The 25,589-nt window shown below is 51.3% G+C and carries 24 protein-coding genes and 1 riboswitch; of the genes, 13 read left to right on the forward strand and 11 right to left on the reverse strand.

Annotation, left to right across the window (positions count from 1 at the left end; translation table 11 throughout):
- The first annotated feature begins 4 nt into the window (after nucleotides 1–4).
- Both H144_RS0107790 and H144_RS0107795 read left to right on the forward strand, forming a co-directional pair.
- Nucleotides 5–1,342, forward strand: a complete 1,338-nt coding sequence (locus tag H144_RS0107790; RefSeq protein ID WP_019941492.1) for a DEAD/DEAH box helicase — start codon at nucleotides 5–7, stop codon at nucleotides 1,340–1,342.
- A gap of 113 nt (nucleotides 1,343–1,455) precedes the next feature.
- A complete protein-coding gene (locus tag H144_RS0107795; RefSeq protein WP_019941493.1) occupies nucleotides 1,456–2,151 on the forward strand; it encodes a tetratricopeptide repeat protein in 696 nt (231 codons plus the stop codon).
- Nucleotides 2,152–2,211: 60 nt separating this feature from the next.
- On the opposite strand, the gene H144_RS0107800 is transcribed toward H144_RS0107795, so the two are convergent.
- Complete coding sequence (locus tag H144_RS0107800; protein WP_026350495.1) at nucleotides 2,212–3,288, reverse strand: DUF5074 domain-containing protein; 1,077 nt, start codon at nucleotides 3,286–3,288, stop codon at nucleotides 2,212–2,214.
- A gap of 10 nt (nucleotides 3,289–3,298) precedes the next feature.
- A complete protein-coding gene (locus tag H144_RS0107805) occupies nucleotides 3,299–5,230 on the reverse strand; it encodes a TonB-dependent receptor plug domain-containing protein (RefSeq protein ID WP_229207862.1) in 1,932 nt (643 codons plus the stop codon).
- 39 nt (nucleotides 5,231–5,269) lie between these two features.
- Nucleotides 5,270–5,469, reverse strand: a riboswitch (cobalamin riboswitch).
- A gap of 62 nt (nucleotides 5,470–5,531) precedes the next feature.
- Between H144_RS0107805 and H144_RS0107810 the strand changes: the two genes are divergently transcribed.
- From H144_RS0107810 to H144_RS0107820, 4 genes are all read left to right on the forward strand, one after another.
- Nucleotides 5,532–6,452, forward strand: a complete 921-nt coding sequence (locus tag H144_RS0107810) for a DMT family transporter (RefSeq protein ID WP_019941496.1) — start codon at nucleotides 5,532–5,534, stop codon at nucleotides 6,450–6,452.
- Nucleotides 6,453–6,547: 95 nt separating this feature from the next.
- Nucleotides 6,548–7,108 (forward strand): thioredoxin family protein, encoded by a 561-nt coding sequence (locus tag H144_RS0107815; protein WP_026350497.1) that lies wholly within the window; start codon nucleotides 6,548–6,550, stop codon nucleotides 7,106–7,108.
- Nucleotides 7,109–7,204: 96 nt separating this feature from the next.
- Nucleotides 7,205–7,342 (forward strand): type II toxin-antitoxin system HicA family toxin, encoded by a 138-nt coding sequence (locus H144_RS35080; RefSeq protein WP_084599929.1) that lies wholly within the window; start codon nucleotides 7,205–7,207, stop codon nucleotides 7,340–7,342.
- A 55-nt stretch (nucleotides 7,343–7,397) separates the two neighbouring features.
- A complete protein-coding gene (locus H144_RS0107820) occupies nucleotides 7,398–7,628 on the forward strand; it encodes a hypothetical protein (protein WP_019941498.1) in 231 nt (76 codons plus the stop codon).
- Between the two features lie 18 nt (nucleotides 7,629–7,646).
- Here the strand turns inward: H144_RS0107820 and prfA are convergent, their stop codons facing one another.
- Nucleotides 7,647–8,720: a peptide chain release factor 1 gene (gene prfA / locus H144_RS0107825; protein WP_019941499.1), complete on the reverse strand. Its 1,074-nt coding sequence runs from the start codon at nucleotides 8,718–8,720 to the stop codon at nucleotides 7,647–7,649.
- A gap of 133 nt (nucleotides 8,721–8,853) precedes the next feature.
- On the opposite strand from prfA, the gene H144_RS0107830 reads away from it, so the two are divergent.
- The gene (locus tag H144_RS0107830) at nucleotides 8,854–9,438 is read left to right on the forward strand and encodes a hypothetical protein (RefSeq protein WP_019941500.1); all 585 of its coding nucleotides are present in this window, start codon (nucleotides 8,854–8,856) and stop codon (nucleotides 9,436–9,438) included.
- Nucleotides 9,439–9,498: 60 nt separating this feature from the next.
- Here the strand turns inward: H144_RS0107830 and H144_RS0107835 are convergent, their stop codons facing one another.
- Entirely contained in the window at nucleotides 9,499–10,374 is an 876-nt protein-coding gene (locus H144_RS0107835; RefSeq protein WP_019941501.1) for an aldo/keto reductase, read from the reverse strand.
- Between the two features lie 30 nt (nucleotides 10,375–10,404).
- Nucleotides 10,405–10,761, reverse strand: a complete 357-nt coding sequence (locus tag H144_RS0107840; protein ID WP_019941502.1) for a hypothetical protein — start codon at nucleotides 10,759–10,761, stop codon at nucleotides 10,405–10,407.
- Nucleotides 10,762–11,013: 252 nt separating this feature from the next.
- On the opposite strand from H144_RS0107840, the gene H144_RS0107845 reads away from it, so the two are divergent.
- Complete coding sequence (locus H144_RS0107845) at nucleotides 11,014–11,355, forward strand: single-stranded DNA-binding protein (RefSeq protein ID WP_019941503.1); 342 nt, start codon at nucleotides 11,014–11,016, stop codon at nucleotides 11,353–11,355.
- A gap of 67 nt (nucleotides 11,356–11,422) precedes the next feature.
- Here H144_RS0107845 and H144_RS0107850 read toward each other — a convergent pair whose 3' ends face one another.
- On the reverse strand, nucleotides 11,423–12,910 hold the full coding sequence (locus H144_RS0107850; RefSeq protein WP_019941504.1) for a xylulokinase: 1,488 nt from the start codon (nucleotides 12,908–12,910) through the stop codon (nucleotides 11,423–11,425).
- A 306-nt stretch (nucleotides 12,911–13,216) separates the two neighbouring features.
- Between H144_RS0107850 and H144_RS0107855 the strand changes: the two genes are divergently transcribed.
- Nucleotides 13,217–14,680 (forward strand): M20/M25/M40 family metallo-hydrolase, encoded by a 1,464-nt coding sequence (locus H144_RS0107855; RefSeq protein ID WP_019941505.1) that lies wholly within the window; start codon nucleotides 13,217–13,219, stop codon nucleotides 14,678–14,680.
- Here H144_RS0107855 and H144_RS0107860 read toward each other — a convergent pair whose 3' ends face one another.
- The gene (locus H144_RS0107860) at nucleotides 14,681–15,331 is read right to left on the reverse strand and encodes a Uma2 family endonuclease (protein ID WP_084599930.1); all 651 of its coding nucleotides are present in this window, start codon (nucleotides 15,329–15,331) and stop codon (nucleotides 14,681–14,683) included. It lies immediately after the preceding gene.
- Nucleotides 15,332–15,461: 130 nt separating this feature from the next.
- On the opposite strand from H144_RS0107860, the gene ispE reads away from it, so the two are divergent.
- The 4 genes from ispE (at nucleotide 15,462) to H144_RS0107885 (ending at nucleotide 19,504) form a co-directional block, all read left to right on the forward strand.
- Complete coding sequence (gene ispE, locus H144_RS0107870) at nucleotides 15,462–16,271, forward strand: 4-(cytidine 5'-diphospho)-2-C-methyl-D-erythritol kinase (protein ID WP_019941508.1); 810 nt, start codon at nucleotides 15,462–15,464, stop codon at nucleotides 16,269–16,271.
- Nucleotides 16,272–16,334: 63 nt separating this feature from the next.
- Nucleotides 16,335–16,970 (forward strand): cytochrome c oxidase subunit 3, encoded by a 636-nt coding sequence (locus H144_RS0107875; protein WP_229207863.1) that lies wholly within the window; start codon nucleotides 16,335–16,337, stop codon nucleotides 16,968–16,970.
- Nucleotides 16,971–17,036: 66 nt separating this feature from the next.
- Nucleotides 17,037–18,215, forward strand: coding sequence for a helix-turn-helix domain-containing protein (locus H144_RS0107880; RefSeq protein ID WP_084599931.1), 1,179 nt, complete (start codon nucleotides 17,037–17,039; stop codon nucleotides 18,213–18,215).
- Between the two features lie 89 nt (nucleotides 18,216–18,304).
- Entirely contained in the window at nucleotides 18,305–19,504 is a 1,200-nt protein-coding gene (locus tag H144_RS0107885) for an acyltransferase family protein (protein WP_019941511.1), read from the forward strand.
- Here H144_RS0107885 and H144_RS0107890 read toward each other — a convergent pair.
- The 4 genes from H144_RS0107890 to H144_RS0107905 all read right to left on the reverse strand — a co-directional run bounded on the left by H144_RS0107890 (nucleotide 19,485) and on the right by H144_RS0107905 (nucleotide 25,430).
- A complete protein-coding gene (locus tag H144_RS0107890; RefSeq protein ID WP_019941512.1) occupies nucleotides 19,485–21,068 on the reverse strand; it encodes an OmpA family protein in 1,584 nt (527 codons plus the stop codon). The two genes, H144_RS0107885 and H144_RS0107890, sit on opposite strands and share 20 nt — an antisense overlap.
- Nucleotides 21,069–21,083: 15 nt before the next feature.
- A complete protein-coding gene (locus H144_RS0107895; protein WP_019941513.1) occupies nucleotides 21,084–21,680 on the reverse strand; it encodes an LOG family protein in 597 nt (198 codons plus the stop codon).
- Between the two features lie 27 nt (nucleotides 21,681–21,707).
- Complete coding sequence (locus H144_RS0107900; protein WP_033402482.1) at nucleotides 21,708–23,090, reverse strand: UDP-N-acetylmuramate--L-alanine ligase; 1,383 nt, start codon at nucleotides 23,088–23,090, stop codon at nucleotides 21,708–21,710.
- Nucleotides 23,091–23,162: 72 nt separating this feature from the next.
- Complete coding sequence (locus tag H144_RS0107905; RefSeq protein ID WP_019941515.1) at nucleotides 23,163–25,430, reverse strand: T9SS type A sorting domain-containing protein; 2,268 nt, start codon at nucleotides 25,428–25,430, stop codon at nucleotides 23,163–23,165.
- Nucleotides 25,431–25,589 lie beyond the last annotated feature (159 nt).

Consider the following 25,589-nt stretch of genomic DNA (forward strand, 5'->3'; position numbering starts at 1 on the left):
CGTCATGCAAGAGACGCAAAGTACATTCGAGCAGTTCAAGCTCAACCGCCAATTGCTCAATGCGATTGAGGAAGCAGGTTACACCGAACCAACCCCTATTCAGGAACAGGCGATCCCCGTGGCACTGGCCGGGCAGGACATTCTGGGCATTGCGCAGACAGGCACCGGCAAGACGGCCGCTTATACATTACCTTTATTAATGCGCATTAAATACGCCCAGGGCGAGCACCCCCGGGCGTTGATCATGGCGCCTACGCGCGAGCTGGCGATGCAAATTTCCGAGGCCATCGCGCAGCTTTCGAAATATACCGATATCCGCACCGTGGTACTCTACGGCGGGGTCGGTCCGAAGACGCAGATCGAAGCATTGCGCAAGGGGGTGGACATTATCGTGGCCACACCGGGGCGGTTTATGGATTTGTATTTCCAGGAGGAGATCGTTGTGAAGCACCTGAATGTCATGGTGCTCGATGAGGCCGATAAAATGATGGATATGGGTTTCATGCCCCAGATCCGCAAGTTGCTCGAAGTGATCCCGCGAAAGCGGCAGAATATGCTTTTCTCGGCTACATTTTCGGGAAAAGTGGAAAACCTGTCCTACGAATTCCTCGAATTCCCTATCCGTATTGAAGTAACGCCGCAGGCTACCGCCGCCGAAATGGTAAGCCAGTCGATTTACGAGGTGCCGAATTTCCGCACGAAAATCAATCTGTTATCCTATTTATTGGAAGACAAGGAGAACCTCACGCGCGTGCTCGTGTTCACGCGCAGCCGCGAGGTGGCCGGGCTCGTTCACCAGAATTTGCTTAACCGGGTCGTGCCCGAAGCGGAGTTGCGCGTGATCCATGCCAACAAAGGGCAGAACACCCGTATCAATGCGATGGAGGCATTCCGGGAGGGAAATGTGCGCGTGATGGTAGCGACCGACGTCGTTGCCCGCGGGATCGACATTACCGAAGTAAGTCACGTCGTCAATTTCGATGTGCCGCTCATTTATGAAGATTACGTGCACCGGATCGGCCGCACTGGCCGGGCCAATAACGTAGGCAGTGCGATCACGTTCATGACCATCGCGGACGAATACCACATTAGAAAAATAGAAGCAATGATCCGGATGGGGATCCCGCGCGCAGCTTTTCCCGACGAGGTGTACGTGGCCGAAACGCCATTCCAGGAGCGGCAGGATATGCTGCGGGAGATCGATAACCAGCGGCGTAAAGAAGATCCGACGTTCAGAGGCGCATTCCACGAAAAGAAACATTCGTACCCGCCGGCCAGGAAGTCGACCGGAAATGCAGGCAAGGCGCGCAGGGCAACAGGCGGAAGAAGTAAACGCCGGTGATACAATACAATTTCAATAAATCCGTTTAACTTGGACAATAGAAACCTGTTCTTCTATTAAAGTCAATTATGAAAGAGTCTGTTGTAATTTGGCTTGCCCTGTTGATACCTGTAATGAGCTTTGCTCAAAACACGCATCTGGCAAGCGCGGGTACAAGCACAGATACAAACTTAGCACCCAAAAAGCCCCTCGAACTAAATGAGCGGCGCGTTCTCCCGCTCTTCGGGGAAGTGAGCAAGACATCGGAGCAGATCGACGAAGAGATCAAATTCCTGAGTGAATGTGACAAATCGTTTTCCACGCGTGCAGAGGCCAGCAGCTTCTTTGCAACCCGCGCCTGGGAATATTTGCAGGAAGGTTCTCTGGATACGGCCTGCTACCGCTTCAACCTCGCCCAACTCCTGAACGACAAGAACGTGGAAGCATACTGGGGCCTGGGAGTTGTATCCTACCAGCGCGAAAGCTGGGTCGATGCCAAACGAATGCTGAGCAAGGGCGTAAGCTTGCAGGGCGACAATGTGCCATTGCTGGTGGACCTATCGACGGTAGAGCTCAAACTCTACGCGATTACCAGCCGGAAAGAAGAGCTGGACGAGGCGGGCGAGTTGCTGAAACATGCAGTTTCCATTGATTCAACCTATGCATTGGGGCAATACAACCTGGCGCTGCTGCATTATAATCTCAACGAACTCGACAAGTCGTGGGAGCATTTGCACAAAGGCCGGACGCTGGATTTCAACCAGCTGAACCTCGATTTCGTAGAGTTGTTAAAAGCCAAGATGCCCGACCCGCAAGGGTTCTTTAAGTAAGTGGCATCATTAACGAATTTAAAACAAAAAGGCCCCGGATTTTTCCGGGGCCTTTTTGTTTTACTGGAAGAAAAACCCTTTCGGCGCGACGCCTACCTTGATGGAATCCACCAGGCTGCCGTCCGCGCGGTAGCGCACCGCGTAGCCCGCCTGCGCGTAGGAAGGCGTTACACCCGCGTAAAGCAATCCTTGCGCGGGGTCTACGGCGAGGCCGGAGAAGGTCCGCGGGATCAATGGGGTAGTCGCGATTTGGGCGTCGCCGATGCCGAACTTGTACGTGGCGCCGCGTTCCTTGTTGGTATTATCGTACCACGAGAGCACGAAGAAGATCGATCTCAGGTCCGCACTGAGCGCGAAGTTGTCCGGGGATTTATAGCCGTCGGTAGCGATGGTCAGCGTCGCTTCGGTTACGCTCGTTTCTGCATTAATGCGAAGTACTTTATTGCCTGCATTTACCCAAAGCTTTCCATTTGCGTCGATACCGATCGGGTTGGCGGCGCCTTGTGTAGCGATGGGCGAGCCTGCTTCCTCGGTAGCGAGGTTAATGACGGTCACTTTGTTGCCGGCACCATAAGCGGTGGTTCCTACGAAAAGCTTTCCATTAGCGTTGGCCAGGTTTTCAGGCCCGTCGGCCACGTTGATTTTCTTCGTTACCTTTTTGGTATTCATATCGATCACCGCCACGTAGCCGGTGGTATATTTATAATCGGCATTGGTTCCCCAGCAGGATACGTAAGCCCTGCTGCCGATGATCAATGCCTCGCGCGGATTTTCGATGTCGGGCGCGCCGATGGAGCCTTCGCTTTTGAAAGTATAGCTGTCTACAAATTCCACTTTATCCTGTCCCGCGGCCGAATTATCGACGAGGATAATGCCTTTGCCGTTTGCGGATACGAAATCCTGTACCCCGCCTTTCAAGGCAGCCCCGTTGACAGCGGCGAAAATGTCGGCGTCGGCGGTAGTTCTTTCACGTGGGAAGAAGGATACCGCGCCGTTGTTTTGGTTGAAATTGCCTTCGTTCGAGACAAAAACACCGCTTACATAATCGCCTTTGGGAGCCGGATCGCTCTGGTTACACGACCATAGCCATGCAGCTGAGATCGCTACTGCTATTGAGCTGGCAAACTGTTTTTTCATTTCCATTGATTTATTGAGAATCATAACTAAAGGTTAAACTTACTGCAAAACTTCTTCCCGGCATCGCATTATTTCTCACATTTAAATAAAACGTGTTGGTCAGATTGCGGATCTGACCCTGAACCCGGGCCTGCATTCCTGAGAAGGAAAATGTGGTTTCGGCGAGGAGGTTCACCAGGCCGTAACCATCCAGGAACTGTGTATTATCGAATGTCGTGTAGCGTTTGCTGGCCGCCTGGAACTGGCTTGTAATGCGCGTCGCTTTGTATTGAATGAAAGCATTGGCATTGACGGTATGCTCCGGGACAAATACCAGTTGTTTACCCACAATGTCCTGGGAATAATTGTCATACGCCTTTTCCTGGCTGCTTTTGTTCCAGGCGTAACCTGCGTCGAGCCCGCTCCGCCACGAAGCGCTTTGCTTTTGAAAACCAACTTGCAGCTCCAATCCCCTGGCCAATACCTGTTGTAAATTTTCTACCCGGTAGTTTCTCGAAGGGTTCCAGTAAGTCCAGTCTTTCACGCGGTTGTGGTAGAAGGTTGCGGAGGTGCGCCATGTGCCGCCAAACGCATTTTTGAGAACCTGTTCCAGGCCCGCTTCCTTGTTCCAGCCTGTTTCGGGCCGGATCGTAGGGTTGCCGAGGTCTTTCCAGTAGCGTTCGTTCAATGTGGGCACGCGATAGCTGCGGCCATAAGAGCCTTTGAGCGTCAAATGGTAATATGCCTTTTGTACCAATCCATATTCCGCACCCACCGAAGGCGTAAATGGCGGATTGAATCCGGTCACCAGCCCCTGCCGCAGATTGGCGGAAACCGTCAGCCGCGTGGCGGGCTGCCAGCGTGTGAGCAGGAAAACATCCGTACGGTTCTCGCTCACCGGCGATTGGGCATAACCCGGCACACTTGAGCGGTAATGCGTCCATTCGCCGCCGGTTTTGATGGAAACAGGATTGAGATTGGCTCCGATATTGAATGAAAAATCCTTCTCAACTCTCGTGGCGACCTTGTCAGTTACCGAATGGTCAGGATCAGAGATGTCGCCTTTGGCATAGTCGATGATGTCGCGCACCCAGGCTGTACGTAATGCCAGGGTGCCCGCCCGGTAGCGCACCATCGTGCGGTAGGCGGTGGTACGCGTCATTTCACGGCCTTGCGCGTCTTCGGGCGTCAACGTCAGCTTATTATCGGTCAGCCAGACGTGCGCCGATATTTCCCGGTCTTTGTTGGAATTGAAAAACAGGTCCTGAGCAACACCTTGCTGGAAAGTTTCAGTCGGTAAAAGCAGGTAGCCCTGGCGGTAAGGCTTGCGATAATGGTTGTTCATCCGGCCGTCGTACAAGGTTGTTTTGCCTGCGAAAGACCATTCCCCATTCAATGGCACGGCATAGCGCAAGTCCACGCGGCTCTGGTCATTATCAAAACTCTCGCGCTGAATACCCACCGACGCGTGCAGTGGCCGCACCGCAGCACGGCTGTCGAGCAGGATACTCCCGCCCACGGCATCCGACCCGATGACGCTCGCCGCCGAGCCGTATTGCACCGAAAGCTGGTCGAAACCGGCCACCGGGATAGTCGAAAAGTCCGTTTGTCCGAGCGTAGGAGCATTGATATTAAGCCCGTTCCACAGTACGGCCGTATGGTTGGCCGAGGTGCCGCGGAACGAGGCGGTACTGAGCTGTCCGGGGCCGTAATTCCGGAATGCGATGGGCGTGAATGCGGCAAGGATGTCGCCGATGTTCTGAAAACGGGTCTGTACGAGCGTCGCTGAATCGATGGCTTGTATCTTTAATCCGCTCATAAATCGCTGAGGAACAAAGCCTTTGATCAAAACGGGTTCCAGTGCTACGGAATCTTGCTGGGCATGCAGCGGCAAAGCATAAGCCAGGCTTACCCCTATGATCAGTTTAATCAGAAATCCCTGGTTGGTTACCACCCTCTTCACAACAATTGGCGCCGATCTTCCGCTTTTCCTCCGAAAACGTTCCGATCAAATGCTCTGGCAGGTCTCCTGGCTCGTCTGGCGTGTCCGGCGCCTTCCCGTTCGAAAACAGTGGCATGGGAGATCGGGCACGTGTGGGCGGACTTACAGTTGCGGGGACAGCTTCCGGTTCAACGGAATTCCCTATTAAGCCTAACAGCTGACTAGAAGCAGCTTATAGCACCAAGCGGCGCAAAGGTAGGCATTTTGCCCGACTTTCGGTTCTTTGCGATAACCGCTATCTTTGCGGCAAATTTGTTCGCTTTTGGCTGCCTCAACTGAAAATTTCCCGACCGCATCTTCCCTGAAAGGCATTTACCTCATGCTCGGGGCCGCATTTTTCTTCTCGCTCACCTCCGCGATTTCCAAGTGGCTCGGCAAAGAGTTTCACATCGTACAGCTGGTGTTTTTCAGAAATATTGTCGGAGTCGTTTTTATCGTCAGCAGCATCTGGCGGCGGCCGATGCGGCAGGAAGGTGGTAAGCTGGGATTGCTGATTTTCAGGGGGGTAGTGGGGACATTGTCGTTGTATATGCTCTTCTATGCCATACAGACGCTCGGCCTCGGACGCGCATCCACTTACCAGTATACCTACCCGATTTTCCTCGCGCTGTTCTCCTGGTTGCTGATCGGCGAAACACTGAATGCAAAGGAATGGATGGCCATTTTCGTCGGATTTACGGGGATATTATTCGTTTTCCGGCCCGATTTGTCCTCGTCCCTGCGCGACAATGCACTAGGCCTGGGCAATGCATTGCTGACGGCCATTTCCTACCTGTCGATCCGCCAGCTTGGCGTCGTGTACGACACGCGCGCGATCATCCTGTCGTTCATGCTGAGCGGGATTGTGATGCCGATATTATCGATGTTCGTCGGTACCTATTATCCCATTGACCATTTGGATTTTCTTATTGGAACTTTCAAATGGCCGGAAAATGCTTTCCAATGGCTGGGTTTTCTGGCATTGGGACTAACTGCGCTGCTGGGTCAGCGAATGCTCACGCAGTCTTTTACCTACGATAAAGCGGGACGCGTGGCCGCTGTGGGCTATTCCAATATACTTTTTTCGGTATTGATCGGGTTTCTGATGGGAGAAGCAATTCCGTCGTTGTCGATGCTTACCGGCATGCTGCTGATCGTTGCCGGTGGGATATTGGTTTCGCTGGCTAAAACTAAAAATGCTTAAATTGGGGTGACTGAATCCGGAATATGTTGCGTTCGAAGGTACTTCCGGTAATGATTTGGTTTTCAGATTTGTTCAGGAATAAATCAACGAATGCTATGAAACGAATTTTGTCATCGCTCACTCTATTGGCTGTATTACTGGTTGTCCTGACCGGTTTTAAAGCGGATTCGGATAAAAAGCCCGCGGAAGGAATCCAATGGCTGACGATAGAGGAAGCATATGCCAAAATACAGCAAGAACCGCGCAAGGTGCTGATCGACGTCTACACCGACTGGTGCGGCTGGTGCAAGGTCATGGACCGCGAAACGTTCAAGGACAAGGCCGTCACCGACTACATCAATAAGAAGTACTATGCCGTTAAACTCGACGCGGAGCAAAAGGGAACGATCAAACTCGGCGACAAAGAGTTTAAATACCTCGCCCAGGGCGGCCGGGGCATCAACGAAATCGCATTGGCATTAACAAACAACCAGCCCAGCTACCCTACCACGGTGTTCCTGGACGATCATTTCAATATGATCCAACCCCTGCCGGGCTATCTGAAAGCCAAAGAATTCCACCAGATCATCACCTTCTTCGGCGACGATTACCACAAAAAGCAGGATTTCGAAACGTTCAAAGCGAAAACTTACGCGGAGTTGTATCCGGCGAAGTAATATTTCAGTTCACTCAACTTCCATATTGAAAGTATTTACCGTCAGGACTTTGCATTGCGCCAATCAATGCGTCTCCGGCATTATTAATTACTTTATATGAAGTCCAGTGAATTCGTGCGCCTGCTGAAAAGCGATGGGTGGTTTATAGTAAGGCAGGAAGGAAGCCATGTGACGATGAGACATCCAGTTAAGAAAGGCCAGTTGGGGTCCCCAATCACGGATCGAAAGAGGTGAAAAAGGGGTTGTTAGCAGCTTTATTGAAAGCAGCGGAAATTAAAACGAATAAGAAATGAATAAGCCGAAAATAGCATTGGACATTATATCCGAAGAAGAGGGTTACAGCGCAACGGGTGATATTGCAGGCAAATTTATTGGTATCCAGGGAGATACGGAAGGCGAGTTGAAACAAAACATCCTCGAAGCAGTCAATCTGGCTTTCTCCGGGGATGGTTACAACTATACTTTGGACGAGATCGAACTAAGGCATTTGAACGTAAAACCTGAACGCAACCTGCACTAATTTCTTGCAATTCAGCGCTTAAACCGCTTCTCCTTCCTGCATGCGTTCCGCGTTCTCTGCAATGCGCAGTTTTTCAATCAGTTCAGCGATGTCGCCTTCCATGACGGCGGGCAGGTTATATACGGTATAGCCGATCCGGTGATCGGTAATGCGGCTTTGCGGGTAGTTGTAGGTGCGGATTTTATCGGAACGGTCGCCGCTTCCCACCATGGATTTACGCTGGGAACTGATGGCGTCGTTATGCTTTTTCAGCTCGATTTCGTACAGGCGTGAGCGCAGTACGCTCAATGCGCGGTCCTTGTTTTTCAACTGTGAACGCTCGTCCTGGCAGCTTACCACCAACCCCGAAGGAATGTGCGTAAGACGTACCGCGGAATAAGTCGTATTAACCGATTGTCCACCCGCGCCGGACGATTGGAAAGTGTCGACACGGACATCATTCATATTGATCTGCACATCGACCTCTTCTGCCTCGGGAAGTACCGCCACGGAAGCCGCAGAAGTATGAATACGGCCTTGCGATTCGGTTTGAGGTACACGCTGGACACGGTGCACACCTGATTCGAACTTCATTTTGCCGTATGCATCCTCACCTTCCACCTTGCAAATGATCTCTTTATAACCGCCATTGGTGCCTTCGGTATAATCCATCACGGATGAGCGCCAGCCCATTTTTTCAAAGAAACGCTGGTACATACGGAACAGGTCGCCCGCGAAAATCGCTGCTTCGTCGCCGCCTGTTCCACCCCGGATTTCGAGGATGATGTTACGGCTGTCGTTCGGATCTTTCGGGATCAGGAGCTCTTTAATGTTCTGTTCAAGCTCTTCGAGCTTCGGCACGAGGTCGTCGAGCTCCTCTTTCGCCATTTCGCGCAGATCTTCATCTTTTTCAGTCGCTATGAGTTCTTTGGTACCGGCAATATCCTTTTGCAGCTTCTGGTAAAGCGCATATTGCTCCACGATTTTACCAAGGTCTTTATACTCCTTGCTGATCTTGGAATAACGGGTAGAGTCGGAAACAACTTCCGGTTGAATGATTTGCTGAGAAACCTCTTCAAACCGTTCTTTTATAGCTTCTAATTTATCGATCATCTTTATTGAATATCTTTGGCACGACGCATTCGGGGCACAAAGATACGCATTTTAGCTAAATGAATGGTTTCAAGACGCTAGGACTGCTTTCGGGCGAGTCACCGTTTGTTGGATCAGATTAACACTTGGGACAATGAAAAACATCATATGCATCGCCATGCTGGCAGGTATTTTCACCGGCTGCGACTTCAAAAGCGGCCGTATAGAAAATACGAAAGAATTAAACCGCGAAATCAAGGCATCGCAAATCAAGCGCGTCACAAACGTGCAACTCGTGTCATCGGCCGATGAATGGGGCAAGAAAATTGCCCAGATAGCGGAAAAAGCATTAAAGGGAGAGCTGGAAAAGAATCCGGGCATCGGCCAGGCGCATTGCAGCGACGTCGGCAGCATCCCGGTAGTGGCTGCATTGCAAAAGGAATACGGTGTAAAAGTGGAGCTGTTAGGTACGAAGGACCTGAAAAACCCGTCCCTCAACCCCAAGGAACGCGAATTGCTCGATGCCTACGCGTACAGCGCCAAAAGCGGCACGCTGGCCGGCGACAATCTGCAGCAGCTCGACGACACGCTGCTCGTCTACAATGCGCCTGTCTCACCCGAAAGCATCATTTGCAAAAAATGCATGACCGGTCAGGACACCGCATTCGCCGTCTGGCGGTTGCTCTTCAACAAGAAAGAGATCATCAGGAAGCTGGATGCCAAGCAGTTGAAGGATTGATTTGTCGTCTTTATCGCGCAAAAAAAGAGCATTGCTAATGCTAGCGATGCTCTTTTACTTTTATTTCCCAACCACCTGGTAGATATCGTACCAGTCTTCGCGGCTGAGCTTGATATCCGAAGCGCTCGCGCCGTTGCGGATACGTGCTTCCGAGAGCGAGCCGATGATGGGCAAAGTACCCAGTTTCATGAGCCATGCAACGGCCGTTTGTTCAATATTGGCGTCGTATTTTTTGCCTACTTCGTCCAGTTTGGCACGAAGGCGAACAGCTTTTTCGTCGGTGCCATTCAGGATTTTGCCGCCGGCTAATGGCGCCCAGGCGAGTGGTTTGCTGAAACTCTGTTTGATGAAATCGATCCGCCCGTCTTCGATCGCCGTCGTGTTCATGAGGTTGAGTTCGATGTGATTGGTCACGATCGGAATGCGCAGGTATGAGGCCAGCAGCTGATGCTGAAAAACCGTGAAATTGGCTACTCCGATGTGTTTTGCCTTGCCAGACGTCACCACTTCGGCCAGTGCCCCCGCCGTTTCCTCGGGATCGGCCAGCAGGTCGCTCTGGTTCAGCAGGAAAATATCCAGGTAGTCGGTTTTAAGCCTTTTCAGCGAGGCATTCACACTGTTGATAATGTGCTCGCGGGAATTATCGTAGTAGGTGAGGTATTTATCCTCCGATCGCCGGATGCCGCATTTGCTGAACAGCACGATATCCTCCCGTTTGAAAGATTTGTTGCGGATGATCTTGCCGAAATGTTCTTCGATGGTATGGTCGCCGTACACATCCGCGTGGTCGAAGGTATTGATGCCCAGGTCGAGGCAAAGGTTAACCGTTTTCTCGATTTGTGTGGTGGTAACGGCTCCTTCGTCGGTCCATCTCCAGAAACCATAAATTGCTTCCGAAACTTTCGGGCCGGAGTCGCTGAGGCTTACTTTTTTCATCGGTGGTAGTTTGAATTCCTGCAAAAATATTTATTTCTCGGATCGTTTATCCCTTACGATCAGATAAAAATCGTGGTCCAGTTCCAGATAGCCGTAATCGTAAACGAAGTGGTAAACGCTTCCTTTGAGGGTAGGGCGGATGTTCGTCAGGAAGTTAAAGTCGAAGCCTTTCGCTAACAAGACCTTTTTGGTGGTCTTGCATTTATCCTCCGGGCAAAGCTCTTCCAGTATCCGGCGGTTTTTGCGGAGTGTGTTGTTGATTCTCCGTACCATATTATAGCCATCCGCATTGAGCCGGTTATTGAAAGCATTCCGGCACATATCGCAGCAAAATTTCTTGTCGACCCTGCCTGCAACGGGCATACCGCATTCCTGGCAATTTATCATAAGCTTATCTGTTCGCCGGTTCCAAAAGCCCGGTCTGTGTGCATAGATGTACTTTGAATGCAATATAGTAAAATTCATCAGCCCTGTCCGCGACCTAGTTTATCCGTTTGCAAACGACTACAAACGCTTACATCCGACTATAAACGCTTGCCAACCGATTAATTTTTGCCCGCCACCACACTTTTGCATGGTCGCTCCGATCAAGTCCGGTGCGGCGTTGAAACAATTGTCCATCACTTAAACAGCAAGATTATGAATTCGGTAAAACTGATTGGAAACGTGGGACGCGAAATCAATATGCGGGAATTTGAAAGCGGTAAAATGCTGACCTTTTCCCTGGCGACAGACGAAGGTTATACAAACAAACACAACGAGGAAGTGAAGAACACCGTCTGGCACCAAATCGTCGTCTGGCGTGAGTTGGCGGAGCGCTGCGAAACTCTCCTCACGACGGGCAAGATGGTGTCGATTGAAGGGCGGCTGTCATACCGGCAGTATATCAACAAAGACAATAAGACGGTCAGGAAAACAGAGGTGACGGCTTATAAAGTGGAGGAAATCGCCAGGAAACAAGAGGCGGTCGGGCAGGAATAAAAGTGGCCTCGGTCCGGAAGAAACGAGGCCACTTTGATGGATACTATTTTTTCGGAACTACGGAAGGTTACGAAAGGCTCTTTTCAAGTGCTGCTTTCCAGTTGGCATAAGCATCTTTTGTAGCTTCTGCCAGCTGCTGATCCGGCTCGATCGTGCGCAATGCGGTGAGACCCACAAATGCCTCGTCACGGCTGTTGTAGTGGCCAAGTCCAAAACCTGCTGCGCGGGCTGCACCCTGGGCGCCGTCGGTATTGTACAGTTCAACGGTAGCGCCGGACACATTGGCGAAAGTGTCCCGGAAAACAGGGCTGAGGAACATATTGGCCTCGCCCGCGCGGATGTTTTTCAGTGAAACGCCAACGGTTTCCATGATTTCCATGCCGTAGTACAACGCGAAAACAATGCCTTCCTGCGCTGCGCGTGTGAAATGGCTGATGCCGTGGCGGCTGAATTGGAGTCCTTTGAACGTGTTGCCAGGATCCTGGTTTTCGAGCATCCGCTCGGCACCATTCCCAAACGGCAGACAGAACAAGCCATCCGAGCCAACAGGAGCCTGCGCGGCGAGGGCATTCATTTCGGGATAGGAAATACTACCCTGGAATAATGCATTGCGGAGCCAGCCATTGAGGCTTCCGGTTCCGTTTACACACAGGAGCACGCCGTAGCGGGAAGCGGAACTCACCGGGTTGACGTGCAGAAATGTGTTCACCCGCGATTTCGGGTCGAATTTGATCTGATCGCTGACACCGTATACAACGCCGGAAGTGCCTGCCGTAGCGGCCACTTCGCCCGGTTCGAGTACGTTGAGCGAAAATGCATTATTCGGCTGATCACCGGCACGGTAGGTGACAGGTATTCCCGCACGAAGCCCGAGTTCGGCGGCAGCTGCGGCGATTACGCGTCCTTGTTCCGCGAAGGTAGGGAGCACGGTAGGCAGGATTTCATGACTGAAACCGAAATGGTCGAACAGGAAATCTGCCGGACGCTGGTTGACGAAGTCCCAGAAAATGCCTTCCGACAAGCCGGATGGCGTGGTCACGACCTCGCCCGTCATGCGCGCGGCCAGGTAGTCGCCCGGGAGCATGAATTTGTGGACTTTGGCAAAAACTTCCGGTTCGTTCTGCTTCACCCAGCCCAGTTTCGATGCGGTGAAATTGCCCGGCGAATTGAGCAAATGCGGTAATACGTATTCCTCGCCTAATGCTTCCATTGCCTGGTTACCGACTTCCACGGCACGGCTGTCGCACCAGATAATGGATGGACGAAGGACATTCAGGTGCTCATCGACCACGACAAGCCCGTGCATTTGATATGATATACCGATGGCGGCGACCTCATCGGAGGAAACATTTGCCTTTTTGATGACAGCCTGAGAAGCCAGACATGCATTTTCCCACCACATTTGCGGCTGCTGTTCAGCAAAGCCGGGTTTGGGGGCAGCAATGGTCATTTCTCTTTCGGGATAGAATGCGGAGGCGGCAACTGCCCCGGTATCTGCATGAATTAAACAAGCTTTAACGGACGAACTGCCCAAATCGAATCCAAGGAAATACATTGCGGAATATGATTATTTTGACGTAAAGAGCTTCGATGTTTAAATATAAGTGCTAAAAAATACAAAAATGTTCAAATTACACTAAGAAAAGAAATGTATTAAGTGTAATTTTTACACTTAAATTTAGAGACGACACGTTCTCGATTGGCATGAGGAAAAATCGGTCTTGAAATTCAGTATATTGGTCAAAAGATGAAACTTAAGGGCGGATTTTGGAGTCTCCTTTGTGTTTATCTTGCGAGAGCTCAATTATCTATGCGATATTTGAGAGAAAATTCAAGTTGCGGACATCCTTTATCGGGAATTATGAAGAAAGTTGTACAAGTCGTTCTCATTGGTGGGTTGGTTTTGTTGTTCTCGGAATTTCGCCCTGCCGACAAGCGGTGGGAGAAACATTTCTCGCGCATCGATCGCGAAGTGAGGGAGAATAGCAAAGCATACACAACGCTGGGGGATGCTACCAAGTCTATCGGCCACCGGCTCACGGGAAGTGTGAATGGAGAAAAAGCCGAAGAGTACGCCTTCAAACTGTTAAAAAGCTATGGTTTTACGGATGTAGTATACCAACCCTTTGAAGTAGAGGCCTGGATGCGGGATACCGTTACATTATCCATAGCACCCGGTAGCAGTGATAATTTCCGCGATGTTCCGGTAGTTTCCCTCGCGCATTCGCCGGTGGAAGCCAATTTGCAAGGTGAAATCGTCGATGTAGGCAACGGGCTGGAAGAGGATTTTGTCGCCTTGAAAGATAAGGTTAAAGGTAAAGTAGTTCTCGCCAATATCAACCTCGTGGGTGTAACTGGCAAAAAGAACCTGCACCGGTCTGAAAAAACCGCATTGGCGATCAAGTATGGAGCCAAAGGTGTGATCATGGTCAATGGCGCACCGGGTAAGATTTTGCTGACCGGTACGGCGTCGGTCACAGGCGCTATTATTTCCATCCCGGCGGTTTGTATATCCAATGAAAGCGGTTTTGAAATCCGTAAATGGATGAAAGAGGAAGGACCACTCGAGGCGCATATTGATATGCATAACATTTCGAAACCCATCCGGGCGCGGAATGTGATCGCGACGCTGAAAGGCAAATCGGACGAGAAAGTGATCATCGGCGGCCACCTCGATTCCTGGGACCTGGCTACCGGGGCGATCGACAATGGAATCGGTTCGTTTGCAGTAATGGACGTGGCGCGGGCATTTAAGGCACTGAAAATAAAGCCGGAGCGCACCGTGCAGTTTATCCTCTTCATGGGAGAGGAACAAGGCTTGCTGGGCTCGAAGCATTTTGTGAATGAGTTGAAAAAGTCGGGTGGTATCGACAAGGTTTCATACATGATGAACCTCGATATGACCAACGATCCGAAAGGTGCAAATACCTTTGGTCGCGACGAAATGGGTGAATTCTTTGCCACTATCGGGCAGGCCATACATTCCGTGGATAGCGAGTACAAAAATGAAACGGCGAACCGTGCCGGTCTGCACAGCGATCATCAGCCGTTCATGCTTGAAGGTATTCCCATCGCTGGACTATCCGGGCATCTGGACCCAGGCGTATTGCAATGCTACCACGCAGATTGCGACGATTTCAGCCTCGTAAACAAAGAACAGCTGGAAAATACGGTACGCATTGCCTCTATGTACCTGTATGCATTGTCCAATGCGGAATCGATCGCCGTGAAGAAGCTGACCGATCAGAAAACAAAGGAATTTCTGATTTCTCAGGGATTGAAAGAAGAATTGATCATCGGCCAGGAGTGGCGCTGGGAACAATAACTATTGCAATTCGCGCAGATCCAGTGTAAATCCCGGAAGTACATCGCCGCCCGAAACCACAGAGCGGAGTGGAAGGGTAATTTCAGCCTGTCCCGGCGCAAAGATGCGAAACTCTTCTTTAAATGGATCTACCAGCCATGCGAGCTGCACGCCCAGAAGAATCCAGTCCTGCATTTTTCTTTGCAGCTTTTTGAGACGATCGGATTTAGACCTCAACTCAATTACAAAATCAGGACAGATAGGCGCAAAACTCATTTTGTCAGCTTCCGACAATGCATTCCACCGGTGCTTTTGAATCCAGCTGGCGTCCGGAGAATACAATGTGCCGGGCATTGGTTCGTAACCCGTGCTGGAGTCGAAAACATAACCTAGGCCGGATGCTTTATTCCAAATGCCAAGTTGCACCACCAGCTCGCTGTTGATTAAGCCGGTTTTTGTGAAGGTAGGCGTCATGATGGTTAGTGTGTTATGAATGTCCTTCTCAATCCGCAGATCGGGATTGTTCTGGCAGAGGATATAGAGTTCTTTCATACCGAAATCTTCTCCGGTGAGATCAATCTCATACACAAATGGGGTGCTCGTAAGCTTGATCTTTTTGGATGGTGAATGGATGATGCTTTCCATGTCCATGGTTGCGGCTGCTTTTGTCATATTCAAATATAAACAATCGGCGACGGAATATCTGGTGCATTTGCGCCGCCAAAATCATCATTTATCAGTCGGTAAAAATGTCTGATCAAAGGGCAAATTGCTGATATTTGCACCCGCAAATCCCGTAACAATGCTTCTATTCCCCAACGCCAAGATCAATATCGGTTTAAATATTGTTGAGAAACGCCCGGATGGTTTCCATAACATCGAATCATGTTTCTATCCCGTAGGCTGGTCGGATGCATTGGAAGTTACACTGGCAGAGACATTTTCCTTTCACGCAGACGGCATCTCGATCCCTGGAAACGCGTCGGATAACCTCTGCATCAGGGCCTATGAAATGCTGGCGAAGGATTATCACCTGTCGCCTGTCAAAATACATTTGCTGAAAACGGTACCTATCGGTGCCGGGCTCGGAGGCGGTTCGGCGGATGCTGCTTTCACGATCAAGGCATTGAACCAGCTCTTTGACCTCGGCATTTCCGTGGATGAGCAGGAACAATATGCCCGCCGGATCGGCAGTGACTGCGCTTTTTTTATCCGGAATAAACCCGTGTACTGCTTCGAAAAAGGCGATCAGTTTGACACGATCGATATCAGCATTTCAGGCAAATGGATCGTGCTCGTGAACCCCGGCATTCATATTTCGACTGTCGAAGCATATTCCGGCGTAGTCGCGAAACGAAGTGCGGAAGATTTACGTACTATACTTAGCCAGCCGATCTCTGAATGGAAAGGTCATGTGAAGAATGATTTTGAAGCAACGCTTTTTGCAAAATATCCTCTCTTAGCAGAAACAAAAGAAAAGCTGTATTCGCTGGGAGCGGAATATGCGGCGATGAGCGGGTCGGGATCGACGCTTTTCGGGATTTTTGAAGGCGAGCTGAATGCCAAACCGCATTTCCCGGATTTTCGCTTGTGGCAGGGTATTCTTAAATAAAATTAACCATTATGATGTGTATTAAGGTGTAAATTAGTCGTTATATTCACCTTGAATTGCGCTTTGTTAGAAATCAAAGATTGGGAGATGAGTCCGAAGCACACAACTAAGCAAACCGAAAACCCGTTCACCAAACGCCGTGAGCCGCTTGGCTTTATGCTATGGTTGGGCGTTGCCGGTAGCTCCGTGCTCTTTACATCGATCTTTGTTATTTTTCTCCTGCGCGCACATCACGAAACCGGGCACCTGGTAGCATTGCCCGACATGTTCTGGCTGAGCACGCTGGTTATCCTTTTCAGCAGTATCACGCTGCACGAAGCCAATCTGGCATTCACCAACGAGCGCTTCCTACATTACCGGGTATTTCTCGGGGCTACTTTGCTGCTCGGGTTCATATTCATTCTGCTGCAAGCGGGCGGCTGGATGGAGATGGTCAATTCCGGTGTTTTCAGCGGGGTTAATACTTCCGAAGGGTTCATTTACCTCCTTACCGGCCTACACCTTCTCCATATGATCGGCGGGGTGCTGTACCTGAGTTACTTGTTCAGAAAAGCCGTTAAAAACAGCAGTTACGTCGATTCGTTCGTGTACAGCGTCAATCCGCCGAACCGGCTCCGGATCAAACTTTTCACCCGCTACTGGCATTTCACCGGCGCACTCTGGCTGGTGGTGTTCATTTTCCTGATCGTACTTTACTGACGTCGCAATGTGGCCTTCCGGGTTACATGCGGGATTTCGTATATTTGAAATCCGAGCCATGCTACCATGATCCCCGCTTCACCTCCCATTCGTGCTGACCTCTTTTCCCTATTCATTCTCCTGGGCTGTGTGCAAGGGCTGATATTGTCTTACGTATTCTTTTCGCACGCCAAAGGGAGTAACCGGCAATCCAATTTACTGCTGGGCATCATTATCCTGTCGATGGTGCTCATCATCGGCGATGTGTGGCTCGGATACACCAATTACATGTTCCGGCTGATTTGGCTGGTCGATTTCAGTGAGCCGCTGAACCTGCTCATTGCCCCGGCGACATTTTTATACATTAAGGCCGGCGTAAACCAGCAACCGGGAAAGCGGAGCTGGCTGCATTTCCTCCCCGCGATCGTATACTTCCTGTACATGTGCGCGCTCGTGTACCCGCAAGGCTTCGCATTCAAGTACAATGCCAATATCGGCTCCTTCCATCCGGAAATGCAGCGCCTTGCAGGCACCGCCTACGGAAGCGCATGGATGTTTTTTACCAAATGGCATATCAACGACCTCACATTCATCAGCATGGTGATCTACCAGGTGGCAAGCGTTGTTTTCCTGAAAAATGCATTCAAAAAGCGCGGCATTTCCTTTTTCACGGGAGAAAAGAATTCGCTCACATGGTTCCGGGACTTTTTCCTGCAATTGGCTTTCCTGGTGCTGGTATTCTTTATCGTGCGGATCAGTTTCCGGCACGACCTGGGCGATCACATTATCGCCGCATTCATTGCCCTCATCATCTACCTCACCAGTTTCGCGGTGTTGCGCAGGTCATTGTTTTTCCATGAATCGGGTGAAAAAGCCGTGCGGAAATATGAAAAGTCGTCGCTGACACCCGAAATACAGTCGGCGACGCTGGGGAAACTGCAAGCGCTGATGGTTTCGGAAAAGCCGTTTCTCGATCCCGGATTTTCATTGCCGTTGCTCGCCAGACGGCTGGGCGTTTCCACGCACCACCTGTCCCAGATCCTGAACGAAGAATTGAAACAAAGCTTCTTCGACTTCCTGGGCGCATACCGCATTCAGGAAGCGCAGCGGCTGCTGGGCGACGAGCGCAATGCCTACATTAAAATCGAAGAGATCGGGCAGATGGTCGGGTACAACTCGAAGTCGGCGTTCAATACCGCTTTTCGCAAAATTGCCGGTTCGACACCCTCAGAATACCGTAAAAAAAGCGTCAATCAGAAGTACTGACTTATCGGGAAGAACTTCGAACGGATCAGAACGGTCGTTTTGACGCTATTCCAGGGCCTAGTTTTGGGTATCACTCAAAACTATTTGTCATGGAAACAACATCCGGCCGATTACATTCCACATCACCCATTTCCCGCCGTTACGACCTCGACTGGCTCCGCGTCATCGCGTTCGGTATCCTCATCTTTTTCCACGTGGGCATGTTCTTCAACCATTGGGACTGGCATATCAAAAACAACGTCATCACACAGGCCGTCGAATGGCCGATGCGGTTCAGCAGCCAGTGGCGGATGTCGCTGCTGTTCATGATTTCCGGAGCCGGCGTGTATTTCGCATTGGGTAGCCGCGGACCGGCAGCTTTTTTGCAAGAGCGCATGGTCCGCATTTTCATACCGCTTGTTTTCGGGATGTTCGTGATTGTGCCGCCGCAGATCTTTTTCGAAAGGCTCACGCAAGGGCACACATATGGATACGGGGAATTTTATAAAACCGTATTTCAATTCGTCCCCTACCCACAGGGCAGTTTCAGCTGGCACCATTTGTGGTACCTGGTGTATATTTTCTGCTATTCGTTGCTGGCGCTTCCGCTCTTGCTTTTTTTGCGTCGAAATACCCTTCTCACGGCACGTATAGCCGTATTCTTTTCCAATCCCTGGACGCTTATCGCCGTGCCGGTGCTGTGGCATGTGAGTGGCAGCACATTGCTTGCGGAGCATTTTCCTACGACACACAACCTGGTACGCGACTGGAACGAGCATTTTCACGATCTCACATTGTTCGTAACGGGCTTCGTGCTGTGTACGCAAACGCGCTTTTGGGATACACTCCAAAAGTACCGCCGGCTGTCGCTGGGCATCTGGATCACGCTGACGATCGCGCTGTATGCATTCTACTGGACGGTGGAGCGGGATATGAATGCGACGGAATGGTTCGTCTACGATACGATCAAAACGTTGAATGCGTGGTGTATACTGCTATCGATCTTCGGCTATGCATATACTTATTTGCAATTCAGCAACCCGTTTCTGAAATATGCCAATGAAGCGGTGTACCCCTTTTACATTTTGCATCAGACCGTGATCATTTGCCTGGCATACCCGATTATCCATGCTTCCGCGCATTGGCTCGTAAAATTCATTTACCTCTGCGTGGCCACATTCGTGATCTGTCTCGGCCTGTACCATTTCGCGATCAGGCGGAGTAATGTGTTGCGGGTATTATTCGGTTTGAAAACCGAAAAGCGCCGGCGGATCAACGCTTCGGTGGAGCCTATTTCTTCAATATCTTGAATTCCACGCGGCGGTTTTGCTGCTGGCCTTCGGGCGTGTCGTTTTTAGCCACGGGCTTTGTTTCACCGTAACCCTTGCTGGCAATGCGGTCGGGTTCGATGCCTTTGCCGATCAGGTATTCGCGAACGGCGTCGGCCCGTTTCTGTGAAAGATCGATGTTGAATTCCGCGCTACCGGTGTTGTCGGTGTGCCCGCCGAGCTCAATGGAAAGGGTTTTGTTCTCATCCATAGAAATGGCAATGCGGTTCAGCTCCGGAAACGATTCGTCGCGCAGCGTGGCCTTTCCGGTGGCGAAGAAAATGTTGTTCAAACGCACGATCTGGCCCTCTTCGATTGGGATGAGTTTCAGGGATTTGTTGGCAATTTCCTTGAAGCCTTTCTCCTTACCGTTTCCGGTCGAGTCGGTGAGGTCTATATTTTCGCCTTCGGCAATGAAATTGGGCGCTACGGCACGCATGGCGTATTTCTGGCCGTAAGGTAGCACCAGTTTGTATTCACCGGTGGTGGGGTTGGTTGTGGCGGTCCCTACTTCCTCGCCGGTTGCCAGGTCTTCGTAAATAATGGTCGCTTCGACGGGCTTGCCGGTTTTGGAATCGATCACCTTGCCGCTGATCATCACTACCGGATCGGCCGGCGGAACGGCGGCTATCGGCGTTTCTGCCGTTGAATCGGCCGGAGACGGTTTTGGCTGCAAATTATAGCGTACGATGTCGCCCTTGCCCTCGGTGTCTTTGAAAGAAACCATATAGGCGAAGTCGCCTAATGCGGAGATGGTATAATAGGCATCATAGCCGTCGGTATTGATGGCCGGGCCGAGGTTGACGGGCCGGCTCCATCTTTTCCAGGATTTGTCGATGCGCTTGCTGTAATAGATGTCGTTGCTGCCTTGCCCGCCCTTGCGGTCGCTCGAAAAATAGAGTGTCACGCCGTCGGGTGCGAGGAATGGCGTTGTTTCGGTGAAATCGCCGGTATTGATCTCCGGGCCGAGGTTCAATGGCTTGGTCCAGGTGCCGTCTTTTTGTTTAAAGCTGACGTACAAATCGTCCACTTTGCTGTTTTTCTTCTCGCTGAACGACATGACCAGCGTCTTGCCGTCATTGGACAAATACCCGCAGTCGAACTGGCCTTTGCTCAGTTTGGTATAACCGGGAATGTCGAGCTTGTTGGGGGCCGACCAGCCTCTCGCTGTTTTTTTACTGGTGGAAAAACCCCTTGTTTCGTAGGTTCCATTTTTATACGAACCCTTGATTAACAGGGTGTTGCCATCAGGCGTAATGCTGTAAAGACTATTGTAGTCCTCCTTATTGAGCGGCGAGGGAAGCCTTCTGGCGGGCGTCCATTTATCGCTTTTCAACTCCGAAAACCAGATATCCTGGCTGCCTTTCGGGCCATGTGTGTTCTGCGGGTGGCTTACCCGGGAAAAATAGATCGTTTTACCATCGGGGGAGATGATCGGGCTGATCTCGTTATATTCAGTGTTAACCGATTTCCCGAGGTTTTCCAGCTGAGCGTGGGCACAGAAGGAAGTAGCGACCGTAAAAGCTAATAGGCAGAAAGCACGCATTGTTCAGCAGGATGGCTAGTTTTTATCTACATACAACGACCCGTCCAGCGGCTTATTTTCCGCATTTTCCAAACGGTAGGCTTCCATTTTTTCCAGGAGCGTTGCGGGGTCTGCGGCAACGACCAGCAGCCGGCGGTTATCGGGCCGTAAAAAGCCTTCTTCCACCATTTTATCGAGTTGCAGAAGCAGCAAATCGTAAAATCCGTTTACGTTCAACAACCCCACCGGTCCGTGGAAAATGCGGAGCTGCGCCCATGTCAGGATCTCAAAAAGCTCGTCGAAAGTGCCGTAGCCGCCCGGCAATGCGACAACACCGTCGGACAGCGACACCATTTTGGCCTTACGCTCGTGCATCGTGTCTACAAAATGCAGCTCAGACAATGTCTTGTGCGCCACTTCCAGTTTTGCCAGGAAGTTGGGGATAATGCCCGTTACAAACCCGGCATTGTCCATGGCGCCGTCGGCTACACGGCCCATCAAGCCCATATTGCCCCCGCCGTAGATGAGTTTGATATGCCGTTTGGCGAGTTCCGCACCGAGCGCATAGGCGGCTTCGGCGTACAATGTCTTCTTTCCCGGGTTCGAGCCGCAGTAAACAACGATGGATTGCATGGGATTTGCTATTTGGGCCGGACGTGTTCAAGCCAACACGTCCTGGGCCAGTTTTTTCAAGTCGATATCGCCGAATGTACCTGAGCTCATCAGCAGCAGATTGGCGTCTTTCCACGTCAGCGAGCGCAGGAAAGCTTCCAGCTCGGCCGAATCGGTGAAAATTTTCAAATCATCGCGCTTGAATGCCGTGCGGATTTCTTCTTCCGAAAGGCTCTCCAACCGCTTGTGTTCCAGCGTGAGCGGATTGTAATATACGACCGCCACATCCGCGGCTTTCATTTTGCGCCGGTATTGCGACAAAAATCCTTTATTCAGGCTGCTGAATGTGTGCAGTTCGGCGACGGCTACGAGCGAGCGCTCCGGAAACTGCTCTTTCAAGGCGTTCGTCGTGGCTTCCACTTTGGACGGCGCGTGGGCAAAATCGCGGTAAATTTTCACCGAATCATTGCTGCCGAGCAATTCCAGCCGTTTGGAAGCGCCTTTAAATGTGGCAATGGCCTGGTAGAACTGCTCGTCCGTCACGCCCAGGCGCTCGCAAACCTCGCGCGCGCCGCTGATGTTTTTCATGTTGTGGCTTCCGAAAACGAGTACCGGCACTTCGCCCTGTTCGGCGGTAATGAGCACGGTTTGGTTGTCCTCGATGCGGTGCGGATGTACATTATAGGAAATGCTGGCGACGTCGGGACGGCCTTTCTGGCCGATTACGTCGAGCATGTCGTCCGTTTCGTCAAATATGATGGCACCTGCTTTCGGTAACGAATCCGCCAGCAGTTCAAACTGCTTCACATACGATTCCCAGGTTGGGAATACATTGAAATGATCCCAGGCAATGCCGCTGATCAGTGCAATATGCGGCTGGTAATGGATGAATTTCGGGGTAGGATCAAGCGGAGAGGTGAAATACTCGTCTCCTTCGATCACGATCAGAGGGGCGTTTTCCGAGAGCTTTACCATGTTGTCGAAGCCCTCGATCTGCGCACCCACCAGGTAGTTGAAATTCCTGTTATTGTATTTCAAAACATGGAGCACCATGGAAGTAATCGTCGTTTTGCCGTGGCTGCCGGCGATTACCACGCGTTGCTTGCTCTGGCTTTGCTCGAAAATGTATTCGGGATAGGAATATACCTTAATGCCCAGCTCTTTCGCTTTCGCGAGTTCGGGATTGTCCTGCCGGGCGTGCATGCCAAGTATCACCGCGTCCAGATCGGCCGTGATCTTTTCGGGAAACCAGCCCGTAACCGGCGGCAGCAGGTCGTACTGCGCCAGGCGGCTCGATGACGGTTCGTAGATCTCGTCGTCCGATCCCGTGACGAGATATCCCTTTAAATGTAGTTCAATGGCCAGATTGTGCATCACGCTGCCACCGATCGATATGAAATGTATTTTATGTAAAGACGAAGTTTGACTCATTGACAATGCTAAAAAACTGATTCCGTTCGAAAGTTAGCCAAAATTGATATTCGGGCAACTCCTGCCCGATACCTATTTCCCTGCATCCTTGACGAATTTTACATTTTCCTGCGCGCCGTCGGCATGGACCAGGCCGATAATGTAGGAGCCCGCCGCCAGTGCGTGCACGTCGATTTCCCGCTGTGGTTTTTCTGATTTATACACCACCTGCCCGGCCTGGTTGATAATTGTCACCGCTTTTACATTGTCCCAGCTTTTTGCGGAGATCGTCACCTTATCCACCGTCGGGTTTGGGTAAATGGTAGCCGTGACCGAAGTCTTGAAATGGAGGCTGACAATGCGGCTGTACGTAAATGTCTCGTCGCGGTCCACCATTTTAAGACGGTAAAGGTTCTCTCCCGTGAGCGGATTGGTATCGTCGAACGAATAGCGGGTGACCGTGTTCAAAACATCGCCTGCGGCCGCGACGGACCCTATTTTAATCCATCTTTTACCATCCGCGCTCCTTTCCACATCGAATTTCTCGCTATTTACTTCCTCCGAGGTCGACCAGGTGAGCCGTGCCTCCTGGCCTTCTTTGACTGCATTGAATGCGATAAGCTTCACCGGTAATGCACGCGCCACGGGCAGTACGAGCGATGTACTCTTGGCACCGCAGCCGCTGCGCGTCGATTTGGCGGAATAGTTGTAGTTGCCCGGCGTGCTGGGCGCGGCGAATGTAACGGACGTGCCGGTGCGGTTGTTGGCGCCCTCGCCGCTCCATACGTAATTGGCCGTATTACATTCCGGCCCGGAGCAGTTGATGCTCAGGGTGACCGTCGCGCCTACGACCGGCTTGGGTTCCGAAGTATTTACATTCACCGAAAACGAGCACGGCAGGTAGTTGCCGCCGTCCCAGATGTTTTCCCAATAGCCGGTATCCGTCATTCTGATAGATTTCGGTTGCAGGTCGGTTTGCCCGAAGTTCTGGCCGCCGATGCGGTTCCATTCGTCGAAGAGGAAGTTGCCGGTGAATACATTCGGGAATATGTTGATGGTCGACGCCTCTGCGCGTGCCGGCGGCTGGTAGGAAGGCTTCACATACTGCTCGCGGCATAACGCGAGCGTGGGCGCTAGCTGGGCCATTTCAATGTCGTTGTAATGCATGGCAATGTGTACGTAATCGGCACCATGCTTGTAGGCGCGGGGAAACCATTCGTAGGGAATGCCGCCGTTGATACCCGATCCGCCGTCGGGCTGGGCGAGGTCGATCGGGTCGAATTCCACGCCGGCGATTTTGTTGGGATAAGTGCCTTTGATGACGTCTATCCCCATGATTTTCTTCCAAAGGTCCCACTGATTGGTCCCGTCGGTATGGTAAATGCCGTCCGACAATTCCAGTGCGAGCAGCAGCGTGCTGCTGTGCAAGTGCCAGTTATTACCCTGCACCGATCCGAAGTCGGAGACGAAGTGGAGGACTTTAATAGAGGAGTTGCGGTTTTTGACCGTTTCGTAAAACCCTTTGAAAAGTTTCAGCAAACCCCATCCTGCAAAACGGTGCAGGTCGCGGCCCATTTCGGAATTATAATTACCATCGGTCGGCTGCGGTGCGGTGGCGATCGGGTAGGAGCTGCGGCCCCAGGTAGCATTGGTCTGCCCCGGAAACCGTGCGGGCAGAAACTTCGTGCGCCAGGCCTGCAACGCCTTGCCTTCAAACATACCCGCATAATTGACCGAATTGACATTCTTGTTGGGCATATAAAACTCTTCCGAGCCATTGTTGCCCATTGCCACGTACAAAATCCGTGACGAATAGTTCTGTACCTGTGCCAATGCATCGTCCACGAATGCCAGGAAGCGCCCCGTGGCATATTCCGAGAACACCGACGGGTAGGTATGGGCAATGTTGTCGCGCATCAGGGCGCCGGTCGAGAGCTGCGCTACGTCCACGGTGGAGAGGAAGCTGTCGTTCCAGTAGCCCGGCCGTAGGTAGGAAAAGTGCAGTGCTACCTTCATATTGGGGTTAATGTCCAGGATGGCTTTTACCGCTTGCGCGATTTTCTGGCGCTGGTAGTTGCCTAATGTCGGCTCGTAATGTTCCCATTGTACGTGGAGTCGTATCGCCGTCGGGCTGGCGTCTTTTCCGTTGTATTTTAAATTGGCAAATTTCAGGATGTAGGCCCATTGTTCCGTATTGATGCCGTTGGGTGCCGTCCGGTCGAAGCCGTAGCCGGTTGTGTTGAGGATCAATTCCCGCTGGGCCAGCGAGGCGTCCGGCCGGCAAATCAGCAGGGAAAGGAAGAATGCGATGGTTACTAAACGTGAGTGAACGGTCGACGGCGACAGACGTTTGGAATACATATACTTATGGTTCAGTGGGCGGTTATGGAATTCTCAAAATCTATTATATAGCACGAATTTGTTCTATAATGATTATAGAAATTTGTTTACTGTCGAGTCGCTGCATTGATGAAGCAGTGCTTGACGATTTATGGATGTGGATAGGGATTGGGTAGAAGA

Origin of the sequence: Dyadobacter beijingensis DSM 21582 (assembly GCF_000382205.1) — a bacterium.
GTDB classification, from domain to species: domain Bacteria; phylum Bacteroidota; class Bacteroidia; order Cytophagales; family Spirosomataceae; genus Dyadobacter; species Dyadobacter beijingensis.

Excerpts from the sequence above, each read along its gene's own strand:
- H144_RS0107790 (WP_019941492.1), top strand. The coding sequence starts at position 5 with ATGCAAGAGACGCAAAGTACATTCGAGCAGTTCAAGCTCAACCGCCAA.
- H144_RS0107795 (WP_019941493.1), top strand. The coding sequence starts at position 1,456 with ATGAGCTTTGCTCAAAACACGCATCTGGCAAGCGCGGGTACAAGCACA.
- H144_RS0107800 (WP_026350495.1), bottom strand. The coding sequence starts at position 3,288 with ATGAAAAAACAGTTTGCCAGCTCAATAGCAGTAGCGATCTCAGCTGCA.
- H144_RS0107815 (WP_026350497.1), top strand. The coding sequence starts at position 6,548 with ATGAAACGAATTTTGTCATCGCTCACTCTATTGGCTGTATTACTGGTT.
- H144_RS35080 (WP_084599929.1), top strand. The coding sequence starts at position 7,205 with ATGAAGTCCAGTGAATTCGTGCGCCTGCTGAAAAGCGATGGGTGGTTT.
- H144_RS0107820 (WP_019941498.1), top strand. The coding sequence starts at position 7,398 with ATGAATAAGCCGAAAATAGCATTGGACATTATATCCGAAGAAGAGGGT.
- prfA (WP_019941499.1), bottom strand. The coding sequence starts at position 8,720 with ATGATCGATAAATTAGAAGCTATAAAAGAACGGTTTGAAGAGGTTTCT.
- H144_RS0107830 (WP_019941500.1), top strand. The coding sequence starts at position 8,854 with ATGAAAAACATCATATGCATCGCCATGCTGGCAGGTATTTTCACCGGC.
- H144_RS0107835 (WP_019941501.1), bottom strand. The coding sequence starts at position 10,374 with ATGAAAAAAGTAAGCCTCAGCGACTCCGGCCCGAAAGTTTCGGAAGCA.
- H144_RS0107840 (WP_019941502.1), bottom strand. The coding sequence starts at position 10,761 with ATGATAAATTGCCAGGAATGCGGTATGCCCGTTGCAGGCAGGGTCGAC.
- H144_RS0107845 (WP_019941503.1), top strand. The coding sequence starts at position 11,014 with ATGAATTCGGTAAAACTGATTGGAAACGTGGGACGCGAAATCAATATG.
- H144_RS0107850 (WP_019941504.1), bottom strand. The coding sequence starts at position 12,910 with ATGTATTTCCTTGGATTCGATTTGGGCAGTTCGTCCGTTAAAGCTTGT.
- H144_RS0107855 (WP_019941505.1), top strand. The coding sequence starts at position 13,217 with ATGAAGAAAGTTGTACAAGTCGTTCTCATTGGTGGGTTGGTTTTGTTG.
- H144_RS0107860 (WP_084599930.1), bottom strand. The coding sequence starts at position 15,331 with ATGACAAAAGCAGCCGCAACCATGGACATGGAAAGCATCATCCATTCA.
- ispE (WP_019941508.1), top strand. The coding sequence starts at position 15,462 with ATGCTTCTATTCCCCAACGCCAAGATCAATATCGGTTTAAATATTGTT.
- H144_RS0107880 (WP_084599931.1), top strand. The coding sequence starts at position 17,037 with ATGATCCCCGCTTCACCTCCCATTCGTGCTGACCTCTTTTCCCTATTC.
- H144_RS0107885 (WP_019941511.1), top strand. The coding sequence starts at position 18,305 with ATGGAAACAACATCCGGCCGATTACATTCCACATCACCCATTTCCCGC.
- H144_RS0107890 (WP_019941512.1), bottom strand. The coding sequence starts at position 21,068 with ATGCGTGCTTTCTGCCTATTAGCTTTTACGGTCGCTACTTCCTTCTGT.
- H144_RS0107895 (WP_019941513.1), bottom strand. The coding sequence starts at position 21,680 with ATGCAATCCATCGTTGTTTACTGCGGCTCGAACCCGGGAAAGAAGACA.
- H144_RS0107900 (WP_033402482.1), bottom strand. The coding sequence starts at position 23,090 with ATGAGTCAAACTTCGTCTTTACATAAAATACATTTCATATCGATCGGT.
- H144_RS0107905 (WP_019941515.1), bottom strand. The coding sequence starts at position 25,430 with ATGTATTCCAAACGTCTGTCGCCGTCGACCGTTCACTCACGTTTAGTA.